General features: G+C 37.0%; 15 protein-coding genes. 9 read left to right on the top strand and 6 right to left on the bottom strand.

The genetic code is table 11. The annotated features are described in order from the left end of the window. The 4 genes from ACQV18_RS00240 to ACQV18_RS00225 form a co-directional block, all read right to left on the bottom strand. A complete protein-coding gene (locus ACQV18_RS00240; RefSeq protein WP_428876065.1) occupies positions 1-732 on the bottom strand; it encodes an amino acid ABC transporter ATP-binding protein in 732 nt (243 codons plus the stop codon). A gap of 20 nt (positions 733-752) precedes the next feature. After that, a complete protein-coding gene (locus ACQV18_RS00235; RefSeq protein ID WP_428892360.1) occupies positions 753-2,309 on the bottom strand; it encodes an ABC transporter substrate-binding protein/permease in 1,557 nt (518 codons plus the stop codon). A 167-nt stretch (positions 2,310-2,476) separates the two neighbouring features. Beyond that, complete coding sequence (locus ACQV18_RS00230; RefSeq protein WP_428885150.1) at positions 2,477-4,054, bottom strand: AbgT family transporter; 1,578 nt, start codon at positions 4,052-4,054, stop codon at positions 2,477-2,479. 193 nt (positions 4,055-4,247) lie between these two features. After that, entirely contained in the window at positions 4,248-4,517 is a 270-nt protein-coding gene (locus tag ACQV18_RS00225; RefSeq protein WP_428873142.1) for a type B 50S ribosomal protein L31, read from the bottom strand. Between the two features lie 201 nt (positions 4,518-4,718). Here ACQV18_RS00225 and ACQV18_RS00220 point away from each other — a divergent pair, with 201 nt between their 5' ends. The 7 genes from ACQV18_RS00220 to ypfJ all read left to right on the top strand — a co-directional run bounded on the left by ACQV18_RS00220 (position 4,719) and on the right by ypfJ (position 11,506). Continuing rightward, complete coding sequence (locus ACQV18_RS00220; protein ID WP_428873143.1) at positions 4,719-5,375, top strand: NUDIX hydrolase; 657 nt, start codon at positions 4,719-4,721, stop codon at positions 5,373-5,375. Continuing rightward, complete coding sequence (pgeF, locus tag ACQV18_RS00215; protein ID WP_428881978.1) at positions 5,368-6,105, top strand: peptidoglycan editing factor PgeF; 738 nt, start codon at positions 5,368-5,370, stop codon at positions 6,103-6,105. Before ACQV18_RS00220 ends, pgeF begins: the two co-directional genes overlap by 8 nt. A gap of 99 nt (positions 6,106-6,204) precedes the next feature. Then, positions 6,205-6,414: a hypothetical protein gene (locus ACQV18_RS00210; RefSeq protein WP_428881979.1), complete on the top strand. Its 210-nt coding sequence runs from the start codon at positions 6,205-6,207 to the stop codon at positions 6,412-6,414. A 30-nt stretch (positions 6,415-6,444) separates the two neighbouring features. Continuing rightward, entirely contained in the window at positions 6,445-6,894 is a 450-nt protein-coding gene (locus ACQV18_RS00205; RefSeq protein ID WP_428881981.1) for a hypothetical protein, read from the top strand. Between the two features lie 72 nt (positions 6,895-6,966). After that, positions 6,967-8,967, top strand: coding sequence for a transketolase (gene tkt / locus ACQV18_RS00200; protein ID WP_428873147.1), 2,001 nt, complete (start codon positions 6,967-6,969; stop codon positions 8,965-8,967). A gap of 20 nt (positions 8,968-8,987) precedes the next feature. Beyond that, positions 8,988-10,547, top strand: coding sequence for a cardiolipin synthase (cls, locus tag ACQV18_RS00195; protein WP_428873148.1), 1,560 nt, complete (start codon positions 8,988-8,990; stop codon positions 10,545-10,547). A 17-nt stretch (positions 10,548-10,564) separates the two neighbouring features. Next, positions 10,565-11,506, top strand: coding sequence for a KPN_02809 family neutral zinc metallopeptidase (gene ypfJ / locus ACQV18_RS00190; protein ID WP_428873149.1), 942 nt, complete (start codon positions 10,565-10,567; stop codon positions 11,504-11,506). A gap of 59 nt (positions 11,507-11,565) precedes the next feature. On the opposite strand, the gene pepD is transcribed toward ypfJ, so the two are convergent. Then, positions 11,566-12,981 (bottom strand): beta-Ala-His dipeptidase, encoded by a 1,416-nt coding sequence (gene pepD / locus ACQV18_RS00185; protein WP_428892359.1) that lies wholly within the window; start codon positions 12,979-12,981, stop codon positions 11,566-11,568. 242 nt (positions 12,982-13,223) lie between these two features. Here pepD and ACQV18_RS00180 point away from each other — a divergent pair, with 242 nt between their 5' ends. Continuing rightward, positions 13,224-14,501, top strand: a complete 1,278-nt coding sequence (locus tag ACQV18_RS00180; protein WP_428875246.1) for an RNA polymerase subunit sigma-54 — start codon at positions 13,224-13,226, stop codon at positions 14,499-14,501. Between the two features lie 44 nt (positions 14,502-14,545). Here the strand turns inward: ACQV18_RS00180 and ACQV18_RS00175 are convergent, their stop codons facing one another. Next, on the bottom strand, positions 14,546-15,229 hold the full coding sequence (locus tag ACQV18_RS00175) for a hypothetical protein (RefSeq protein ID WP_428892358.1): 684 nt from the start codon (positions 15,227-15,229) through the stop codon (positions 14,546-14,548). 227 nt (positions 15,230-15,456) lie between these two features. Here ACQV18_RS00175 and ACQV18_RS00170 point away from each other — a divergent pair, with 227 nt between their 5' ends. Then, positions 15,457-16,767, top strand: coding sequence for a uracil-xanthine permease family protein (locus ACQV18_RS00170; RefSeq protein WP_428892357.1), 1,311 nt, complete (start codon positions 15,457-15,459; stop codon positions 16,765-16,767). Positions 16,768-16,793: the final 26 nt, after the last annotated feature.

Here is a 16,793-nt window from a genome sequence, read left to right as displayed (position 1 = left end):
TTAGGAAATACTTTCAATAAAAGCTTGTGTTCGTTGATGTCGTGGATTATTAAAAACATCGTAGCTGCTTCCTTCTTCTAAAAGGATACCTTTGTCTAAAAATACGACTCGGTCTGATACTTGTTGGGCAAATTTCATTTCGTGAGTTACAAGGATTAAGGACATATGCTGGTGGGCAATTTTTTGAATAAGGTCTAAAACGCCTCCAACCAGTTCAGGGTCCAAAGCAGAAGTGGGTTCATCTAATAGGATAACTTTGGGCTCAATCGCTAAAGCCCTAGCAATTCCAACTCTTTGCTGTTGTCCGCCTGATAGCTGGTGAGGGTAGTCATCTAGATGGTCCCCCATACCAACTTGATGTAGGAAGGGGATGGCCCTTTCCTTTGCTTGAGATTTAGAAAGTTTTTTCACCATTAAAAGATGTTCCATCACATTCTCCAGCGCAGTCTTTTTAGAAAACAATGCATAATTTTGAAATACCATAGCTGTTTGTCTACGGAGGTTAAGAACATCAGTTTGAGAGACCGTTTCAACATTCAGTGTTAACTGATCCAAACGAATAGTTCCCTCGTCAGCAGGTTCAATAAAGTTAATTGTTCGTAGTAGAGTCGATTTACCCGATCCAGAGGGTCCGATAATAGTCAGGACTTGTCCAGCCTCAACTTTTAAATGGATATCTTGAATAGCTTTTTTATTTTGAAATGACTTTGACCAATGATTTAGTTCTAACATTTTAAGTTCCTTTCTAAAAATCAGCCCACTTGGTAATAGCTTTCCAGTTTTTTAATCATCCATTCTAATAGAATGCATAAGAGCCAGTATATCAATGAAATAGCAATATAAGCTTCAAAAAAGCGTAAATTAGAGCCAGCAGTTATTTTGGCTTGTCCCATCATATCAACGACCGTAATGGTAAAGGCTAGGGATGTCCCTTTTAATAAGCGAATAAGACTGTTTCCTAGGTTAGGTATGGCATTAATCATAGCTGAAGGTAAGATAATTCTCCACATGGTTTGACTAGCATTTAAGCCAATAGAATAGGCAGCTTCAATCTCCTTATGATCGACAGAAAGAATGGCTGAGCGAATCGTTTCAGAGTTATAGGCAGATTCATTTAGTCCCATGGCTAAGAAAGCGTAAAGAATGGCAGGGACTTGATTCACATCCCAATCAGTACCAATTGATCGATTAAGCCATTGTAGAAAGATGGGTAAGCCGTAATAAGCAAGAAATAGCTGAACAAGCAAGGGGGTTCCACGCATAAAAGAAACAAAAAGATTGACGAACCCTCTTAGACCTTTGATCTTTTTGAGTTTGATGATAGCTAAAATAAATCCAAGTATTAAGCCGATTATCCCAGCAATAAGAGTAATTAATAAGGTAATCGGAAGTTTTTCAAGAATCCGTGGGAAAGCGATTTTAATGGCATTTAATGAAATAAGTTGACTGTTCGTTTGTTCTTTAAGTCTTTGGGATTCAAAGCTCTGATTGCGCTGAATAATTGCTTCATTTAGCAGAGTATCATCTTGACCTAAATATTTCAGTGAAATTTCACTCAGACTACCATCTTGTCGCATAGCTTGTAGGGTTCGATCAACCACTTGCCGCAATTCAACTTCATCTTTGCGGAAAATAAAATAAGAGCCAGGAATTCTAATTTCTTCTTCGTTAGCTATCGGATGCATTTTTAATTGGATGCCGTAAGTATCCTCAACATCCTTTAGATAGGTTGTGGCGTAAATAGTCGCGTCGATTCGACCGTTATAAACATCACGTATTAAAGAGGCTGGGTCAGACTCTGCATATTGGATAACAACTGCCTTATCAGGGTGAGTCTCATTCCAAGCTTCTAGGTAGATAGATTGCGGGGAAGAAGGAACGACACCAAAAGATTTGCCTGCCATTTGTTCAATGGTGAGGCCTTCCCTACTATCATTAGCTGTAATTAATACATTGTGAGTGATGACATATGGGTAGAGGGAAAATAAAAATTTTTCACGTCGTTCGGGATTTTCACCCAAATTATTGGCGACTAGATCGAACTGACCAGAATCCAGTCCTGCGAAGAGGGAAGAAAACTCAGTAATTTCAAATTTGAACTCAATATCTTCATTACGTCGATCAATTTCTTGCAGGATTTCAATTTCAATTCCTACTAATTGACCCTTATCATCAAAATAGTTGAGTGGTTTGGTTTGACCGGAAGTTCCAATCGTATACTCTTGTTTAGCTAATATGGAAGGATGAGTTAAAATTAAACTTATGGAAATAAGCAGTAAAGTAAAGATCAATTTATAAAGTTTTTTCATGGAATTCTCCTAAGCACAATAGAATATGATTATTTTATCAAAAAAATGAATAGATAGATAGATTATGTGAATAAGAAAACAAGCAAAAAACAATCCCACCTATACGCTGATTGGGTAGGATTGTTTTTGTAGCAATTAAGAAACACCTGTTTTGACTATATGAAATCTTATAAAAGCCCTAATAGAGGTTGAATCATTGAAACTTGTACGGGTGCGCCAGGTCCTAATGGAAGGTTGAGACTGTACCATACAATTAATAAGATTGACCAGAAGATTAAGAAAGCAATAGAGTATGGTAGCATAGTTGAAATAAGGGTCCCAATTCCACTCTTCTTATCATATCGTTGCATAAACACAAGAATCATTGCAAAATAGTTCATCAATGGTGAAATAATATTAGTGGATGAATCAGCCACACGATAAGCCATTTGGGTCATCTCTGGGGACAAGTTAATGGCAATAAACATTGGAACAAAGATAGGAGCTAAGATTGCCCACTTGGCAGAAGCTGAACCAATAAACAAGTTGATAAAAGCTGCAAAGAAAATAAAAGCAAGGATTAAAGGAATTCCTGAAATCTTTTGACTTTTTAAGAAATCTGCACCTGTTGAAGCTAAAATAATTCCCAAATTAGACTCGGTAAAGTAAGCAATCAGTTGGGAAGCAAAGAAAGCCATTACGATGAAACCTGCCATTGATCGCATAGCCTCAATCATTGATTCCACGAAGTCATTAGAATTTTGAATTTTGCCAGTTGTACGACCATATACATAGCCTGGTATACCAAATAATAAGAAAACCATAAATATTAAGCCGGTATTCATAAAGGGTTGTAAAGTCTTTAGACCGGTCTCAGGATCGATTGATTGGAAGGGACCAAACCAAGGGTTCATTAGTAGAAAAGCCGCGACTAATGAAACTAACAATGCGATCCCGGCATTCTTTAGACCTTTTTCTTCCTTAAGGGATAGCTCGCTAGTTTCATGTTTATCAAAGTCGCCATGGTATGAACCAAGATGTGGTTCAACAATTTTTTCGGTTATTAAAGTACCAATAATGGTTAAGAAAACAGTAGAGACGATTAAGAAATACCAGTTACCACTAATGGAAACTTCATAATCAATGCCACTGGCATTTAAAGCGACGTTAGTGATCCCTCCTAATAAGGCATCAGTTGGTCCAAACATAAGGTTGGCTGAAAATCCGCCCGATACCCCAGCAAAGGCAGCAGCTAGACCAGCAATTGGGTGACGCTTAGCACCAGCAAACATAATAGCGCCAAGTGGCACAACCACTACGTAACCAGCATCAGAGGCAATATTTGAGATAATACCGGCAAAAACAACCACCATGGTTAAGAGTGAATTAGGTACCTTCATAATTAACTTAGTCAAGGCAGAGCCGATTAAGCCTGACCATTCTGCAATTCCAACACCCAACATGGTGACGAGAACAGTTCCTAAAGGAGCAAAGCTAGTAAAGTTTGAAACCGCCGATTCAAATATATAGCGTAAGCCATCACTGTTTAAGAGTGAGACGGCTGCTATAGTACTGGTTTCATCTGCTTTCGCATCAAAGAACTCTACTGAAACGCCTGAGCGGTAAACCAAGTCAGAGATTAAAATAGTGATAGCCGACAAGATGATAAAAATTACTACTGGGTGCGGCATCTTATTACCGACTTTTTCCACCCAATCTAGTGAACGCTGTACAAAACTTTTTTTATTCTTTCCATTTGATTCCATACTACTATTAATTATTCCTCCTATAACAATATTTTAAATCATTATAATAATAAATCTTATTAAATTATTTAAAGAGATGCAAGGCCTTTTCAAAACAATAGAAAGTCATCAATGAGTCTCTAAAAACAAATGCAAATAAAAACCGACCGGAGCGCTTTTAAGCACCTGGGTCGGCTTTTTGAGCTGTTTAAAATTAGTCTTCTTTTTTTGCGTTTTTGTCCACAAATCCGAACTTTTTGTTGAACTTGTCGACGCGTCCATCGGCTTGTGTAAATTTCTGACGTCCAGTATAGAATGGATGTGAATCAGATGAAATTTCAATCCGGATTAAAGGGTAAGTGTTTCCATCTTCCCATTCAACTGTCTCTGAAGAAGACTTAGTTGATCCTGATAAAAATTTATAACCTGTCGAAGTATCCATAAACACAACTGGATGATATTCTGGATGAATGCCTGCTTTCATGTGTATACTTCCTTTCTGCCGTAAATTATTTGCTAATCTACAGTTATTCTTTGCACAGGGTGCAACATAAGAATAATAACAAAATTTTATAGTGCTGACAATCTTTTTTTGGAATATAATGAACTATCCCATCTCTTTTATTTCGAAAACGAGATAAAAAGTGCTATAATTTATGAAAATACTTTAGAGGGGGGGAAGAAGTTGAAACGAGAAGAAGAACAGATTAGACAATCGCTTGCTAATTATCGGCCGAATCAATTTAAAGATAAGACACATTACGCTGTTTTAATTCCTCTTATTCAAAGAGAAAATGAATGGCACCTCCTTTATGAAGTAAGAAGCTCTTTAATTTCTCAGCCGGGCGATACTTCTTTTCCGGGAGGAAAGGTGGAAGCGGGTGAAACTTTTGAAGCAGCGGCAGTTAGGGAAACGATGGAAGAATTAAATATCAGTCGTAAACACATAGAAGTTATTGGAGAGTTAGATGGATTGATTCATGATGCAACAATGATTCATTCTTATGTAGCTTTGATTAAAGATATTACTTTTGATAATATAAGTCCGAATGCCAAAGAAGTCGCTTATTTGTTTACCCTTCCCTTAGACTATGTCTTAAATAATAATCCAACTTATTACGATGCATCTGTATTGACGGAAGTAGGGGAAGATTTCCCCTTCCACTTAATGGCTCATGGTGCATCTTATCAATTTAGAGTGGTAAAACGTAAAATTCCGTTTTATAATTTACCTAGTGGAGAGTATCTATGGGGATTTACTGCCAGTATGACACAATGTTTTGCAGAGGTCATTCGTAATCATTATGATATCAATGTTCAGGAGGAAAAAATTAATGAATAATTTTTTTCAGCCATTCGAAAAAATGGGTCTACAAGTATTTTTAGCAGGAGCAGAATATAATTTTAGAGTCGCTAAAATAGGTGAAGCAGCGGTAAGCCAACAAATTACAAAAGCGCTTGAAAAAGGAGGTTTTGACTTCCAAAGTTTCTATACTGGAGAACAAGTTCATGGTCCCAAGGTTGCATTTCCTCAAGAAGAAATTAGCAATCCGTTTGCAATTGGGCATATAGTGCCTCAATCGGATGGTTTGTTAACTAATCAACCTCAGCAAGTTTTAATGATAAAGTTTGCGGACTGTACTCCTGTCATTATTTTTGATGCCAACCAAAAAGTTTTTGCAATTGTTCATTCAGGCTGGAGAAGTACGGTGCAAAAAATCAGTCAATTGGCTGTTAAAAAGATGCAAGAGAAATTTGCTTGTAAATTAGAAGATCTTTGGGTCTATATTGGTCCTTCCATTGACCAAGATCATTATGAAGTGGGCGAGGAAGTCTATCAAGCTTTTGCCGAGTGGGATAATCATGCTTTTTATATAAAACCAGGTCAAAAAGAGGGCAAGTATCAATTGAGTATGACTGATGCTAACATGAAGTTAATTCAAGATTTGGGGATCCCTCAAGAAAGAATAATGGTAGATAGGCGTTCTACTTATCTATCTTCCGAGCTTCACTCTGCGCGCAAAGAAGGCAGTGACTATCAATTGAATGGTCTTTTTGCCATGATTAAGTAAAAAAAGAACCGAGCTTTTGCTTGGTTCTTTATATTTTTTCTAGCTTTTAGTTAAGGATTGTTTAGAATAAAGGATATTAAAAGGAATTGGAGATTTTATATGGCAGAGGATAAGTTTAGTAAAGAGGACTTCATGGCTCATTATAAAGGGCGAGGCTATTCTTACGAATCCATTCAAACAGAGATAGATAGTGAAAATAACAGTCGGGTTGTCATCAAAGAGCTGGAGGCGCAAGTAACAAAACAAGTTCCGAAATTTTCATCTAAATTAAGCCATCGCTTAGTTGAGATGCCGGACGAAATCTATTAAGCTTCTGGAATTCGGATTTTTGGTCATCGAATGAAGAGTTTATTATTTTCGCCAGATGTGGCCCTTATTCGAAACTCAAATGCCCATGCTGTTATGTCAGTTTATCCTTTCACACCACAAATGGCTATTAATCAGTCATTGATTAATGTCTCATCCGTACCAGTTTTTACCGGAGTAGGAGGAGGAACGACCAGTGGCGAGCGCAGTATTCAACTAGCCTTTCAATCTGAGCAAGCGAGAGTCTTTGGAGTAGTCGTTAATTCACCAATGGAAAATGAGCTAATCCGTCAGATTGCCCAGGTGGTTGATGTTCCTGTAGTGGCAACTGTTTCAAGTGAGCATGATGATGATATTGGGAAATTAAATGCAGGGGCTAATATGTTAAATGTTTCTGGAGGTGCTAATACCATTACCTATAGCCCACCTGCTTCTGCAGATATCTTCGCTGAATTGATGGCTAAATATCGTAAAAAAAAATAAAATAAGACGGGATATAAAAACTAAGCAGAAAGATGGTATAATAAATTTAAAATAAGTATAAGGGAGTTCAATATGTTTTCTAAAAAAGATCAAATTGCTGTAAATACGATTCGTGCTTTAAGTGTTGACCAAATAGAAGCGGCCAACTCAGGACATCCAGGATTACCACTTGGAGCAGCGCCAATGGCCTATGCTTTGTGGTCGAGTCATTTGAATATTAATCCTAAAGATAGTCAATGGATTAATAGAGACCGTTTTGTGCTATCTGCTGGACATGGTTCAGCCATGCTATATAGTCTATTACATTTATCTGGCTTCAAAGTTACAATGGAAGATTTAAAACAATTCCGTCAATTAGGTTCTATAACACCAGGGCATCCTGAATATCGTCATACTGATGGAGTTGAAGCGACTACGGGACCGCTTGGTCAAGGAATTGCGCAAGCAGTTGGTATGGCTATGGCAGAACAACATACGGCTGCTTTATATAATACGGACCAACATCAAGTTATTAATCATTACACCTATGTATTAGTGGGTGATGGCGACTTAATGGAAGGTATTTCTTATGAAGCTTGCTCTTATGCTGGCCGTCAAAAATTAGGCAAATTAGTGGTTCTCTATGATTCAAACGATATTTCTTTAGATGGTGACTTAGACTTATCATTTGTGGAAGATATTAAAAAACGTTTTGAGAGTCAAAATTGGCATTATCAAAGAGTAGAAGATGGTAATGACCTAGAGGCTATTTCTCAAGCAATCGAAGTTGCTAAAGAAGTAAGCGACCAACCTTCAATTATTGAAGTAAAAACAGTGATTGGTTTTGGGTCACCGAATGAGGGAACTTCTAAAGTTCACGGAGCGCCATTGGGAGCAGACGCTTGGTCACAAACTAAAGCTAAATATGGATATGATTATCCAGCCTTTACTGTGCCCGAAGAGACTAAATCTGTTTTTAATGAAAAAATAGTGGAACGTGGAAAAAAAGCTCAAGATGAATGGCAAAATTTATTTGAACAATATCAAGAAGCTAATCCTGAATTAGCAAAAGAATTAAAAGCAGCTTTTGCAAATGAATTACCTGAAGATTATGCAGCTGACCTTAAATTTCTCGATGTGAATGCTAAAGCTGAAGCGACAAGAAGCTCTTCTGGAACAGCCATTCAAGGCCTAAAAGCTAGAGTTTCATATTTATGGGGAGGCTCTGCTGACCTTTCTGGTTCAAACAAGACCATGATTAAAGAGACAGAAGACTTTATGCCAGGAAGTCGACAAGGACAAAACATTTGGTTTGGTGTTAGAGAATTTGCCATGGCTGCCATGATGAATGGAGCTGCTTTGCATGGTGGAAATAAAATTTATGGTGGGACATTCTTTGTATTCTCAGATTACTTAAAAGCGGCCATTCGTTTGTCAGCTTTATCTCAATTACCCGTTACTTATGTTTTAACACATGATTCAGTTGCTGTAGGTGAAGATGGTCCAACACATGAACCGATTGAACATTTAGCAGCTTTTCGTGCCATGCCAAATCTTAATGTCATCCGACCGGCAGATGCAAACGAGACAATGGTGGCTTGGAAGATTGCCGTGGAATCTCAAACAACACCTACTTTATTAGTTCTTAGCCGTCAAAACTTACCGGTTATCAACAACTCTAATGAATTAGCAGAAGAAGGTGTTCGTAAAGGTGCTTATATCATCTCACCTGCCAAGGAAGACGCACAAGGTGTTTTAATTGCTACAGGATCTGAAGTTTCAGTAGCCATTGAAACTCAAGCACTATTGGCTGAAAAAGAAGTTTATGTAAATGTTATTTCGATGCCTGCTCAAAATATTTTTGATCAACAAAGTGACGAGTATAAAGAAATGATACTACCTAAACAGCTTGACAAACGAGCTTCTATAGAGATGGGATCTAGCTTTGGATGGCATAAATATATTGGTATGGATGGCTTAACCATTAGTATTGATGAATTTGGTACCTCAGCTCCAGGCCACCAAGCCATTGAACACTTTGGTTTTTCAGCAGAAAAAATCGCTCAAGCTTATCTTAAACACTTTGAATTATAAAATTAAAAGGGGGAGAAGGTATGGGGAAAAGAACAAATGAGACAAAGCCTCTAATTGTTCGTTTATTAATTATCGCTGCCTTAACTATTCTCCAGATTATATGGATAGTTGTATTGGTCAAAGATCTAATTGCCTATTCTGTTTGGCTAAACCTCTTTATGACTATTGTATCTTTTGGGATCATCATTTATTTGCTAGATAAGAACGAAAGTCCTGCTTATCGCTTATCATGGATTGTGTTATTAGCAGTTTCACCTATCATAGGCTCTTTGTTTTATCTCTATGCTGGTAACAAACGACCTTTGGCAGATATGACAGAACGACTTAATCGTCAGAATCGCTATCATTTAAGGGACTTAAAAAAGGTGCCCAATGCCTTAGGGTCGCTAGCACAAGATAATCCACGGATTGCAGGCATTGCAAAGTATGTCAATGATTACGCAAAAATGCCTGTTTCTGCGGGGGTAGACGTTAAGTATTTTGCGAATGGCGAATCAATGATGGAACCACTTATTCAAGACCTAGAGTCAGCACACTCACATATTTTTCTTGAATTCTTTATTATTGAACAAGGTCAAATGTTTGATCAAATCTTTGACGTGCTTAAAAGAAAAGCTCAAGAAGGTGTAGAAGTACGTTTAATATATGATGATTTCGGTTGTCTTTTAAGACTTCCTAAAGACTTTGTCGAACAAATGGAGGCATTTAATATTAAGGCCCTTAAATTTAACCCAGTGCGGCCAATTGTTTCTCTTGTTTACAATACTCGAGATCACCGCAAGTATATTGTTATCGATGATAAGATTGCTTATACAGGGGGTCTAAACATTGCAGATGAGTATATTAATGCGGTGGAGCGATTTGGCTATTGGAAAGACACTATGATTCGTATTAAAGGTGCTGCTGTATGGAACATCTCACAAATGTTTTTAACTATGTGGAATGCCTACGTAACTGAAGATTCAGATGACAAAAAATTTACTGACCAAGCCAGTTTAGATGAAAGTTTAAGTATTATCGAAGGTAATGAGTCCAGCGGCTATGTCCAACCCTTTAGTGATACACCTTTAGATAGTGAAGTAATAGGTGAAAATGTCTATCGTGAGATTCTCAACACCGCAGAGCGTTATGTTTATATTTTTACTCCCTATTTAATTATTTCCTATGAGTTACAAACGGCTATGACTTTAGCAGCTAAAAGGGGTGTGGACGTGCGCTTGATGACACCAGGAATTCCTGATAAAAAATTAGTTTATCGAATTACTAGGTCTTTCTATCGTCCTTTGATAGAAGGTGGAGTAAAAATTTATGAATATACTCCCGGTTTTCTACATGCTAAGTCATTCGTTTCAGATGATCGGGTGGCGATAGTCGGTACCCTTAATTTAGATTATCGTTCACTATATCTTCATTTTGAAACGGCTACCTTGCTATACTATCATCCAGAAATAAAAGCGATTAAAGATGACTTTATTCAGGCACAGAGTGTGGCTGAATTAATTCGGATGAAGCACCTAAGACGTTCGATTGCTGGAAGGATTATCGACGCATTATTGAGATTGTTAGCTCCATTCGTCTAGTATTAAGGAGGCCGAAAATGAGATGGGAAGATTTAAGACGAAGTAAAAATGTTGAAGACCGTCGAAGCCAAGGCGGAAGTTCTTTTGGCGGAGGAATGGGCTCAGGCCGTTCGGGTGGTATGAGTGGTAATCTCCTAATGATGTTATTGATGTCAAAAGGGAAATTTAAATGGATTTTGATAGGAATCTTGCTTATTTCCTTTTTTACAGGAGGATCTTCTTTGTTAGGAGGCGGGCAACCAACGAATCGCAACTACGGTGATTCAGGTGTCGTTTTTGAAGATGCTAGTGAAAAGTCCGACTCTAACAATCAAATAACTGATGAAGAAGGAGAGTTTCTTTCAGTAGTATTAGCTAATACCGAAGATTTTTGGACTGAAAAGTTCGCTGAATACGATTTAACTTATAAAAGACCAAAATTAGTCCTTTACACAGAAGGAACAAATACTGGTGGATGTGGATTTGGCCAAAGTTCTGCAGGCCCCTTCTACTGTCCAGGTGACCAAGCTATCTATATAGATGTTAGTTTTTATCGTGAATTAGCTAATAAATATGGCGCTCCAGGAGACTTTGCGATGGCTTATGTTCTGGCTCATGAAGTGGGGCATCATGTCCAACAACAGCTAGGGACAATGGATGATTATCAGAAACTGGCTCAACAAAATCCAGGCGTTAAGAATGAATTAACGGTTCGCTTAGAATTGCAAGCAGATTATTATGCAGGAGCTTGGGCACGCTATGCTGATGAGCAAGGCATCTTAGATGAAGGAGACATTGAAGAAGCACTTCAAGCAGCCTTTTCAGTAGGGGATGATACTTTACAAAAAGAAACGATGGGGTATGTAGTTCCTGATTCCTTTACTCATGGAACATCTAAGCAAAGACAAGAATGGTTTGCTAGAGGCTATAAATATGCTGGTGATTTCCAAGAAGCAGATACCTTTAATGGTGATATTTAACAAAAAAGAACGCTTTATGAATTTTCATAAAGCGTTCTTTTTTGTTCTAAAGCTTTTCTCTAAAGCTTTTCAAGCAATTTGTTGATAAATTTAAAGGTTCTTTCAGTTGAAGAAATCGAAAGTCTTTCATTAGGGCTATGCACGTCTTTCATCGTAGGGCCTACTGCAATCATTTCCATTTCAGGGAAAGTGTCTGTAAAAACAGCCGGTTCAAGAGCAGCATGGACAACCTCAACTTTCATTTCTTTATTAAAAGTCTCTTTAAATGCTTCTAGGGCAGTCTCTCTAAGACTAGACTCTTTTGCAAATTCCCAAGCTTGATAATAATCTGCTTCAATCACATCAAATCCATTTTTTTGATAGATTTTTGTCACATTTTCAGTATGTTTATCAAAAGATTCAGGATTCGAACTTCTAAGGGAAATAGTGACTTTTAATTGACGATCTTGAATATCAAAGATAGCGAGATTGTTAGAACACTCAACAATATCAGGATATTCTTCCATCATACTATAGACACCGTGTGGAACTTCAGCGGTAAATTGCTCAATATTTTCTTGGCTTTGTGCCGATAAGACCTCATCTATATTATCAATTTTTTTAATGGTTACTTGCATGTCTTTGTCAAGAGGATATTTAGCGATTAAGTTTGTAAAATCAATAGAATAATCTTCTTCATCTGATGCAAATACTACTCTTGCATCGCGGGGTATCGCGTTATGTTTTGATCCGCCGACAATCGACACTAATTCATAGTCGGACACCTCTTTAATTAAGTTCATAGCCTGTAAGGCAAATTTAATGGAGTTTCCTCTTTTTTGGTGGATTTCCATTCCTGAATGTCCACCTAACATATTATTAATGGTTAATTCAAAAGTGTTTTTTAACTGGCGAGCTTGATATTTAAGTTTTTGCTTACCAATAAGGTTATGGCCACCAGAACAACCGGCCAGTAAGATGCCTTCTTCTTCTGCATCAATGTTAATTAATTTTTTGCCACGAATATTTTCTTTTTTTACAGCTCGTGCACCAGACATGGTGGTTTCCTCATCCGTAGTAACCAGCAATTCAAGAGCAGGGTGTTTAGCTTCTTTGTCTTCAATGATTGCTAGACCCATAGCTACTGCAATTCCATCATCTGCTCCTAAGGTTGTCCCTTTGGTTTTAACCCAATCCCCTTCTACTGCCAATGGAATAGGGTCTTTGGCAAAGTCGTGTTTTATGCCTTCTGCCTTTTCAGCCACCATATCCATATGTCCTTGAATGATGATTGGTTCATGATCCATATAGTCGGGATGGGCTGGCTTTCTAATAATAATATTATTAGCTTCATCTTGAATAGTTTCATAACCCAATTCTTTTCCTAAATGATACAGGTAGTCGCTAACTGCTTGTTCATTACCAGATTCTCTAGGTATTTTGGTTAACTCTTCAAAGTAGTGGAAGACTCGATTAGGTTGTAGATTTTCTAACAATTTAATTTCTCCTTTCATCTTAAGCGTCGACAAAATCAAACGCTATCAAATGGCTTTTAAGTTGATTATAAAACTAAAAAAAAGCAGATACAAAGGTTTTCAAAATTATTTTTAAAATTTTAGTCTTTTTAAATAATTTAAGCACATTAAATTGTGCTAGTACAAGAATTATGATTAGACGAAATTCTAAGCATTAGCTATAATAGAGAGAGAATGATAAAAGTCAGAAAGAAGGTGATTAGATGTCAGAAGAAGTAAAAATTTTTCGATCGCTTACACAAGAAGAAGTCACACAAAATCCATTACTTTTAGAAATTTTAGACTTAAATGGCGAACAGCTAACCTATTATTTTGAAGAAAAGTTTTTGGATAATCCGTTTATAGAGTTTGAATACCCTATTGAGCATAAGGTTTCCCAGATTTTACAAGAAAGAAGGCCTGCAGCTGATCCAGATATTGATATTCAAAGTCCAAGCTCTCCTCAAACATTAGAAACCTTCCTTTTCGAGCAGATTATGTTATATAGGCAAACACCGATTAGAGATGCTATGGTGCAAATGGTTCCCTTTTTAGATGAACGTGGCTATTTACCTTATAAATATGGAGAACTTGCAAAAAAACTACAAATAGACCCTATGATTGCCTTAGATGCCATTACTCTTTTTCAACAATTAGAGCCGACTGGGATTGGGGCTTATGATTTGAAAGAATGTCTAATGTTGCAAACAGACCAAGACCAACATTCGCCAAATCATGCCTATTTTTTATTAGAAAATTATTTTGCTGAATTATTAGAAGAAGATTATGCAGAGATTATGGAGCGTACAAACTTAACGCTAGCTGAAATCCAACAAATTGTTAATTATTACCATACATTGCGGACACGCCCATCTTCATTATATGAACGAATTGAGCGAATTAATTTGATTCCAGATGTTGAACTGCAACTCATGGGAGAAGAAATACAAATTCACATTAACCGTCAGTATTATCCACGGCTAATTTTTGATCAAGATTATTATGATGAAATGGAAGCTAAAAATAATACTGAGCTTCAAGAATATATCCAACCGCATAAGGAATTCTACCAGCAAATGTTATCAAGTATTCGCTCTAGAGAGAAATTGTTAATTGCAGTGACTAAGATTATCGTTCAATCTCAGCTGCAATATCTCAAAGGAGAAGACAAAAGCCCAACGCCTTTATTAATTAAAGACATTGCTCATCAGCTGCGCTTATCTGAGTCTATTGTCAGTCGCATTATTATCAATAAGAACCTCGCTTATGGAGAGAATGTGTCTCCACTTTCGGATTTTATTAATGTTTCAGCAAAAGTCGGACGTAGTGGGTTGTCTGCTCTAAATATTCAAGCTTTTATTCAAGATGTTATAACAAAGCATGGCCAAGATGTTTCTGATCAAGAAATTATCGATCAACTGGCAGATAAAAAAATCATTATCAGTCATCGTTTAGTAGAGCGCTATCGTCAAAACATTCTAAAAAAGCAAGCAAAAGGATAAAGCATAAAGTCCCAGCCATTTAACAAATGGCTGGGACCTTATGCTTATTGCTGATAGAAAAAGAGTGAGTGTGTTGAATTGACCAGATGCATAGGAATAAGTTCCTTTGTTTGAGGACGATAATAAGCTAATAGCACTAATCGGTTTCCTACTTGTGTTAAAGCGTGGTTTATTAAACGTGTATCGTTATCACTGGCAATCTTTTCGGCTTCTTGGTAAGTTAAGGGTACGATGATGCGAGGAATAAAGATTGTTTCTCCATTGATTTGGAATTGGCTTTGATCAATAGAAACATCTAGTTGGCTTAAATCTTCCTCCGAATTAATTTGTGAAAGGATTTGATTTAAATCCTTACTTGCTACTTTATTTTTATTAACTTGTTGCTCTTGATTTGTAAAATTATTTAGATAATAGCTTTCCATGGCTTGATTAATATCTTGAGGCACTTCATCTGGAAGTGTCAAATTAGGGAAATCAGAAGAAACGCTTAATTTCTCTTTTAAAAAGCGAGGGGCTGTATTGCTCTGTTTATTTTTTTCTGTTTGCTCCTTTTGGCTATCTTCTGATTCAAGGTTTTCAGTTGTTTGACTAGTTATTTGGTCTTGGGAGACAGCAGCCAATTCTGATTGTTCATTTTTCTCATTAGCGGTTGGTTCTTGAAAGTATTGGAAAATCTGACAGGCAGATAATAAAAGAGATGCAATCATAAGGCTGAGTATTTTTTTCATGAAATCATTCCTTTTTGTTTCGTTCCATCAGTGTATCAGAAAAATATGGATATTAGGTAACAAGTTGATAACAAATTACTAAATTAAATCCTAAAAAGAGTGTGACAACTTGGTCAAACAATGATAAAATCGATTAGAAATGTAAGGACTTTTAATGCATTCCAGCGAGGATGCCAAAGTCTACTGAGTATTTTAAGTCCTTATTTTCAAATAAAGGGCTCTTTTTTATGCCTTCATATAAGGAGATTAAAATGGAAAATTCAAAAGATAAAATGACGCTATTGCTGCAACCTCACGAAAAGCCGGAGTTTACCAAAGGATTATTATTAAGTTTTCAACATGTTTTTGCTATGTTTGGAGCAACGATCTTAGTTCCCTCAATTTTAGGGCTATCTGTTTCAACTGCTTTGTTAGCAAGTGGGATAGGAACATTGATTTACCTTACTATAACAAAAGGGGAGGTGCCTGTTTATTTGGGATCCTCTTTTGCTTATATTGCTGCCATGGCTTTAGCAATGGAACAACTAGGTGGGGATGTTTCTGCAGCGCAAACTGGAATCATGATGGTCGGTTTATTTTACGTTGTGATTGCTGGAGTAATCAAGTATACCGGCACCGATTGGTTGAATAAAATATTACCACCGATTGTTATTGGGCCGATGATTATTGTTATCGGTTTAGGATTAGCTTCTTCTGCAGTAAATAATGCTGGCTTTGTATCGGGTGGGGATTGGCGAAACATTTTCGTTTCAGTAGGAACGCTACTCATTTCAGTTTACATGCAGATATTTGGTAAAGGCTTCTTTAAAGTAATTCCATTCTTAATCGCTATTATTGGCGGCTATCTTCTTTCGTTAATGGTTGGAATCGTTGATTATACTCCCGTAATAGAAGCTAGTTGGATTCGTTTGCCGGATTTATCCCTTCCATTTGCTACACCTGTTGCAAATTGGCAACAATATAAGTTTTATTTTGGACCAGAAGCCTGGGCGATTTTACCAATTGCTTTGGTTACCATTGCTGAGCATACAGGTGATCATGTGGTTCTTAGTGAAATTTGTGATCGTAATTTTTTATCAAAGCCAGGATTACACCGAACTTTAGCAGGAGATGGGTTAGCTACTTTCGTTTCAGCTTTAATTGGTGGTCCTGCAAACACAACTTATGGTGAAAACTCTGGTGTGATTGCTTTAACAAGAATTGCATCTGTTAGTGTCATTAGAAATGCAGCTTTTCTAGCTATTTTGATATCTTTCTTTGGCAAATTTAATGCTTTAGTGGCATCAATACCTTCCGCAGTATTGGGAGGAATGTCGATTCTATTGTATGGTGTGATTGCTAGTAATGGTCTGAAGGTATTAATAAAAGATCACACTGACTTTTCACAATCTAGAAATTTAATTATTGCTTCAGCTATGTTGGTTATCGGATTGGGGGGAGCTGTTTTAGATTTGGGAGGCTCATTTGTTGTTTCCGGAACAGCCTTAAGTGCACTGGTAGGAATTACTTTGAATGCTATGTTACCTGAATTAAAATAAAAAATAATTAAGCATTTAGAATTTTG

The sequence above is a fragment of the Facklamia sp. P9177 genome (genome assembly GCF_050409585.1).
Taxonomy (GTDB): domain Bacteria; phylum Bacillota; class Bacilli; order Lactobacillales; family Aerococcaceae; genus Facklamia.
The sequence above is the reverse complement of the archived record's forward strand: the minus strand, read 5'-3'. Positions and strand labels throughout refer to the sequence as shown.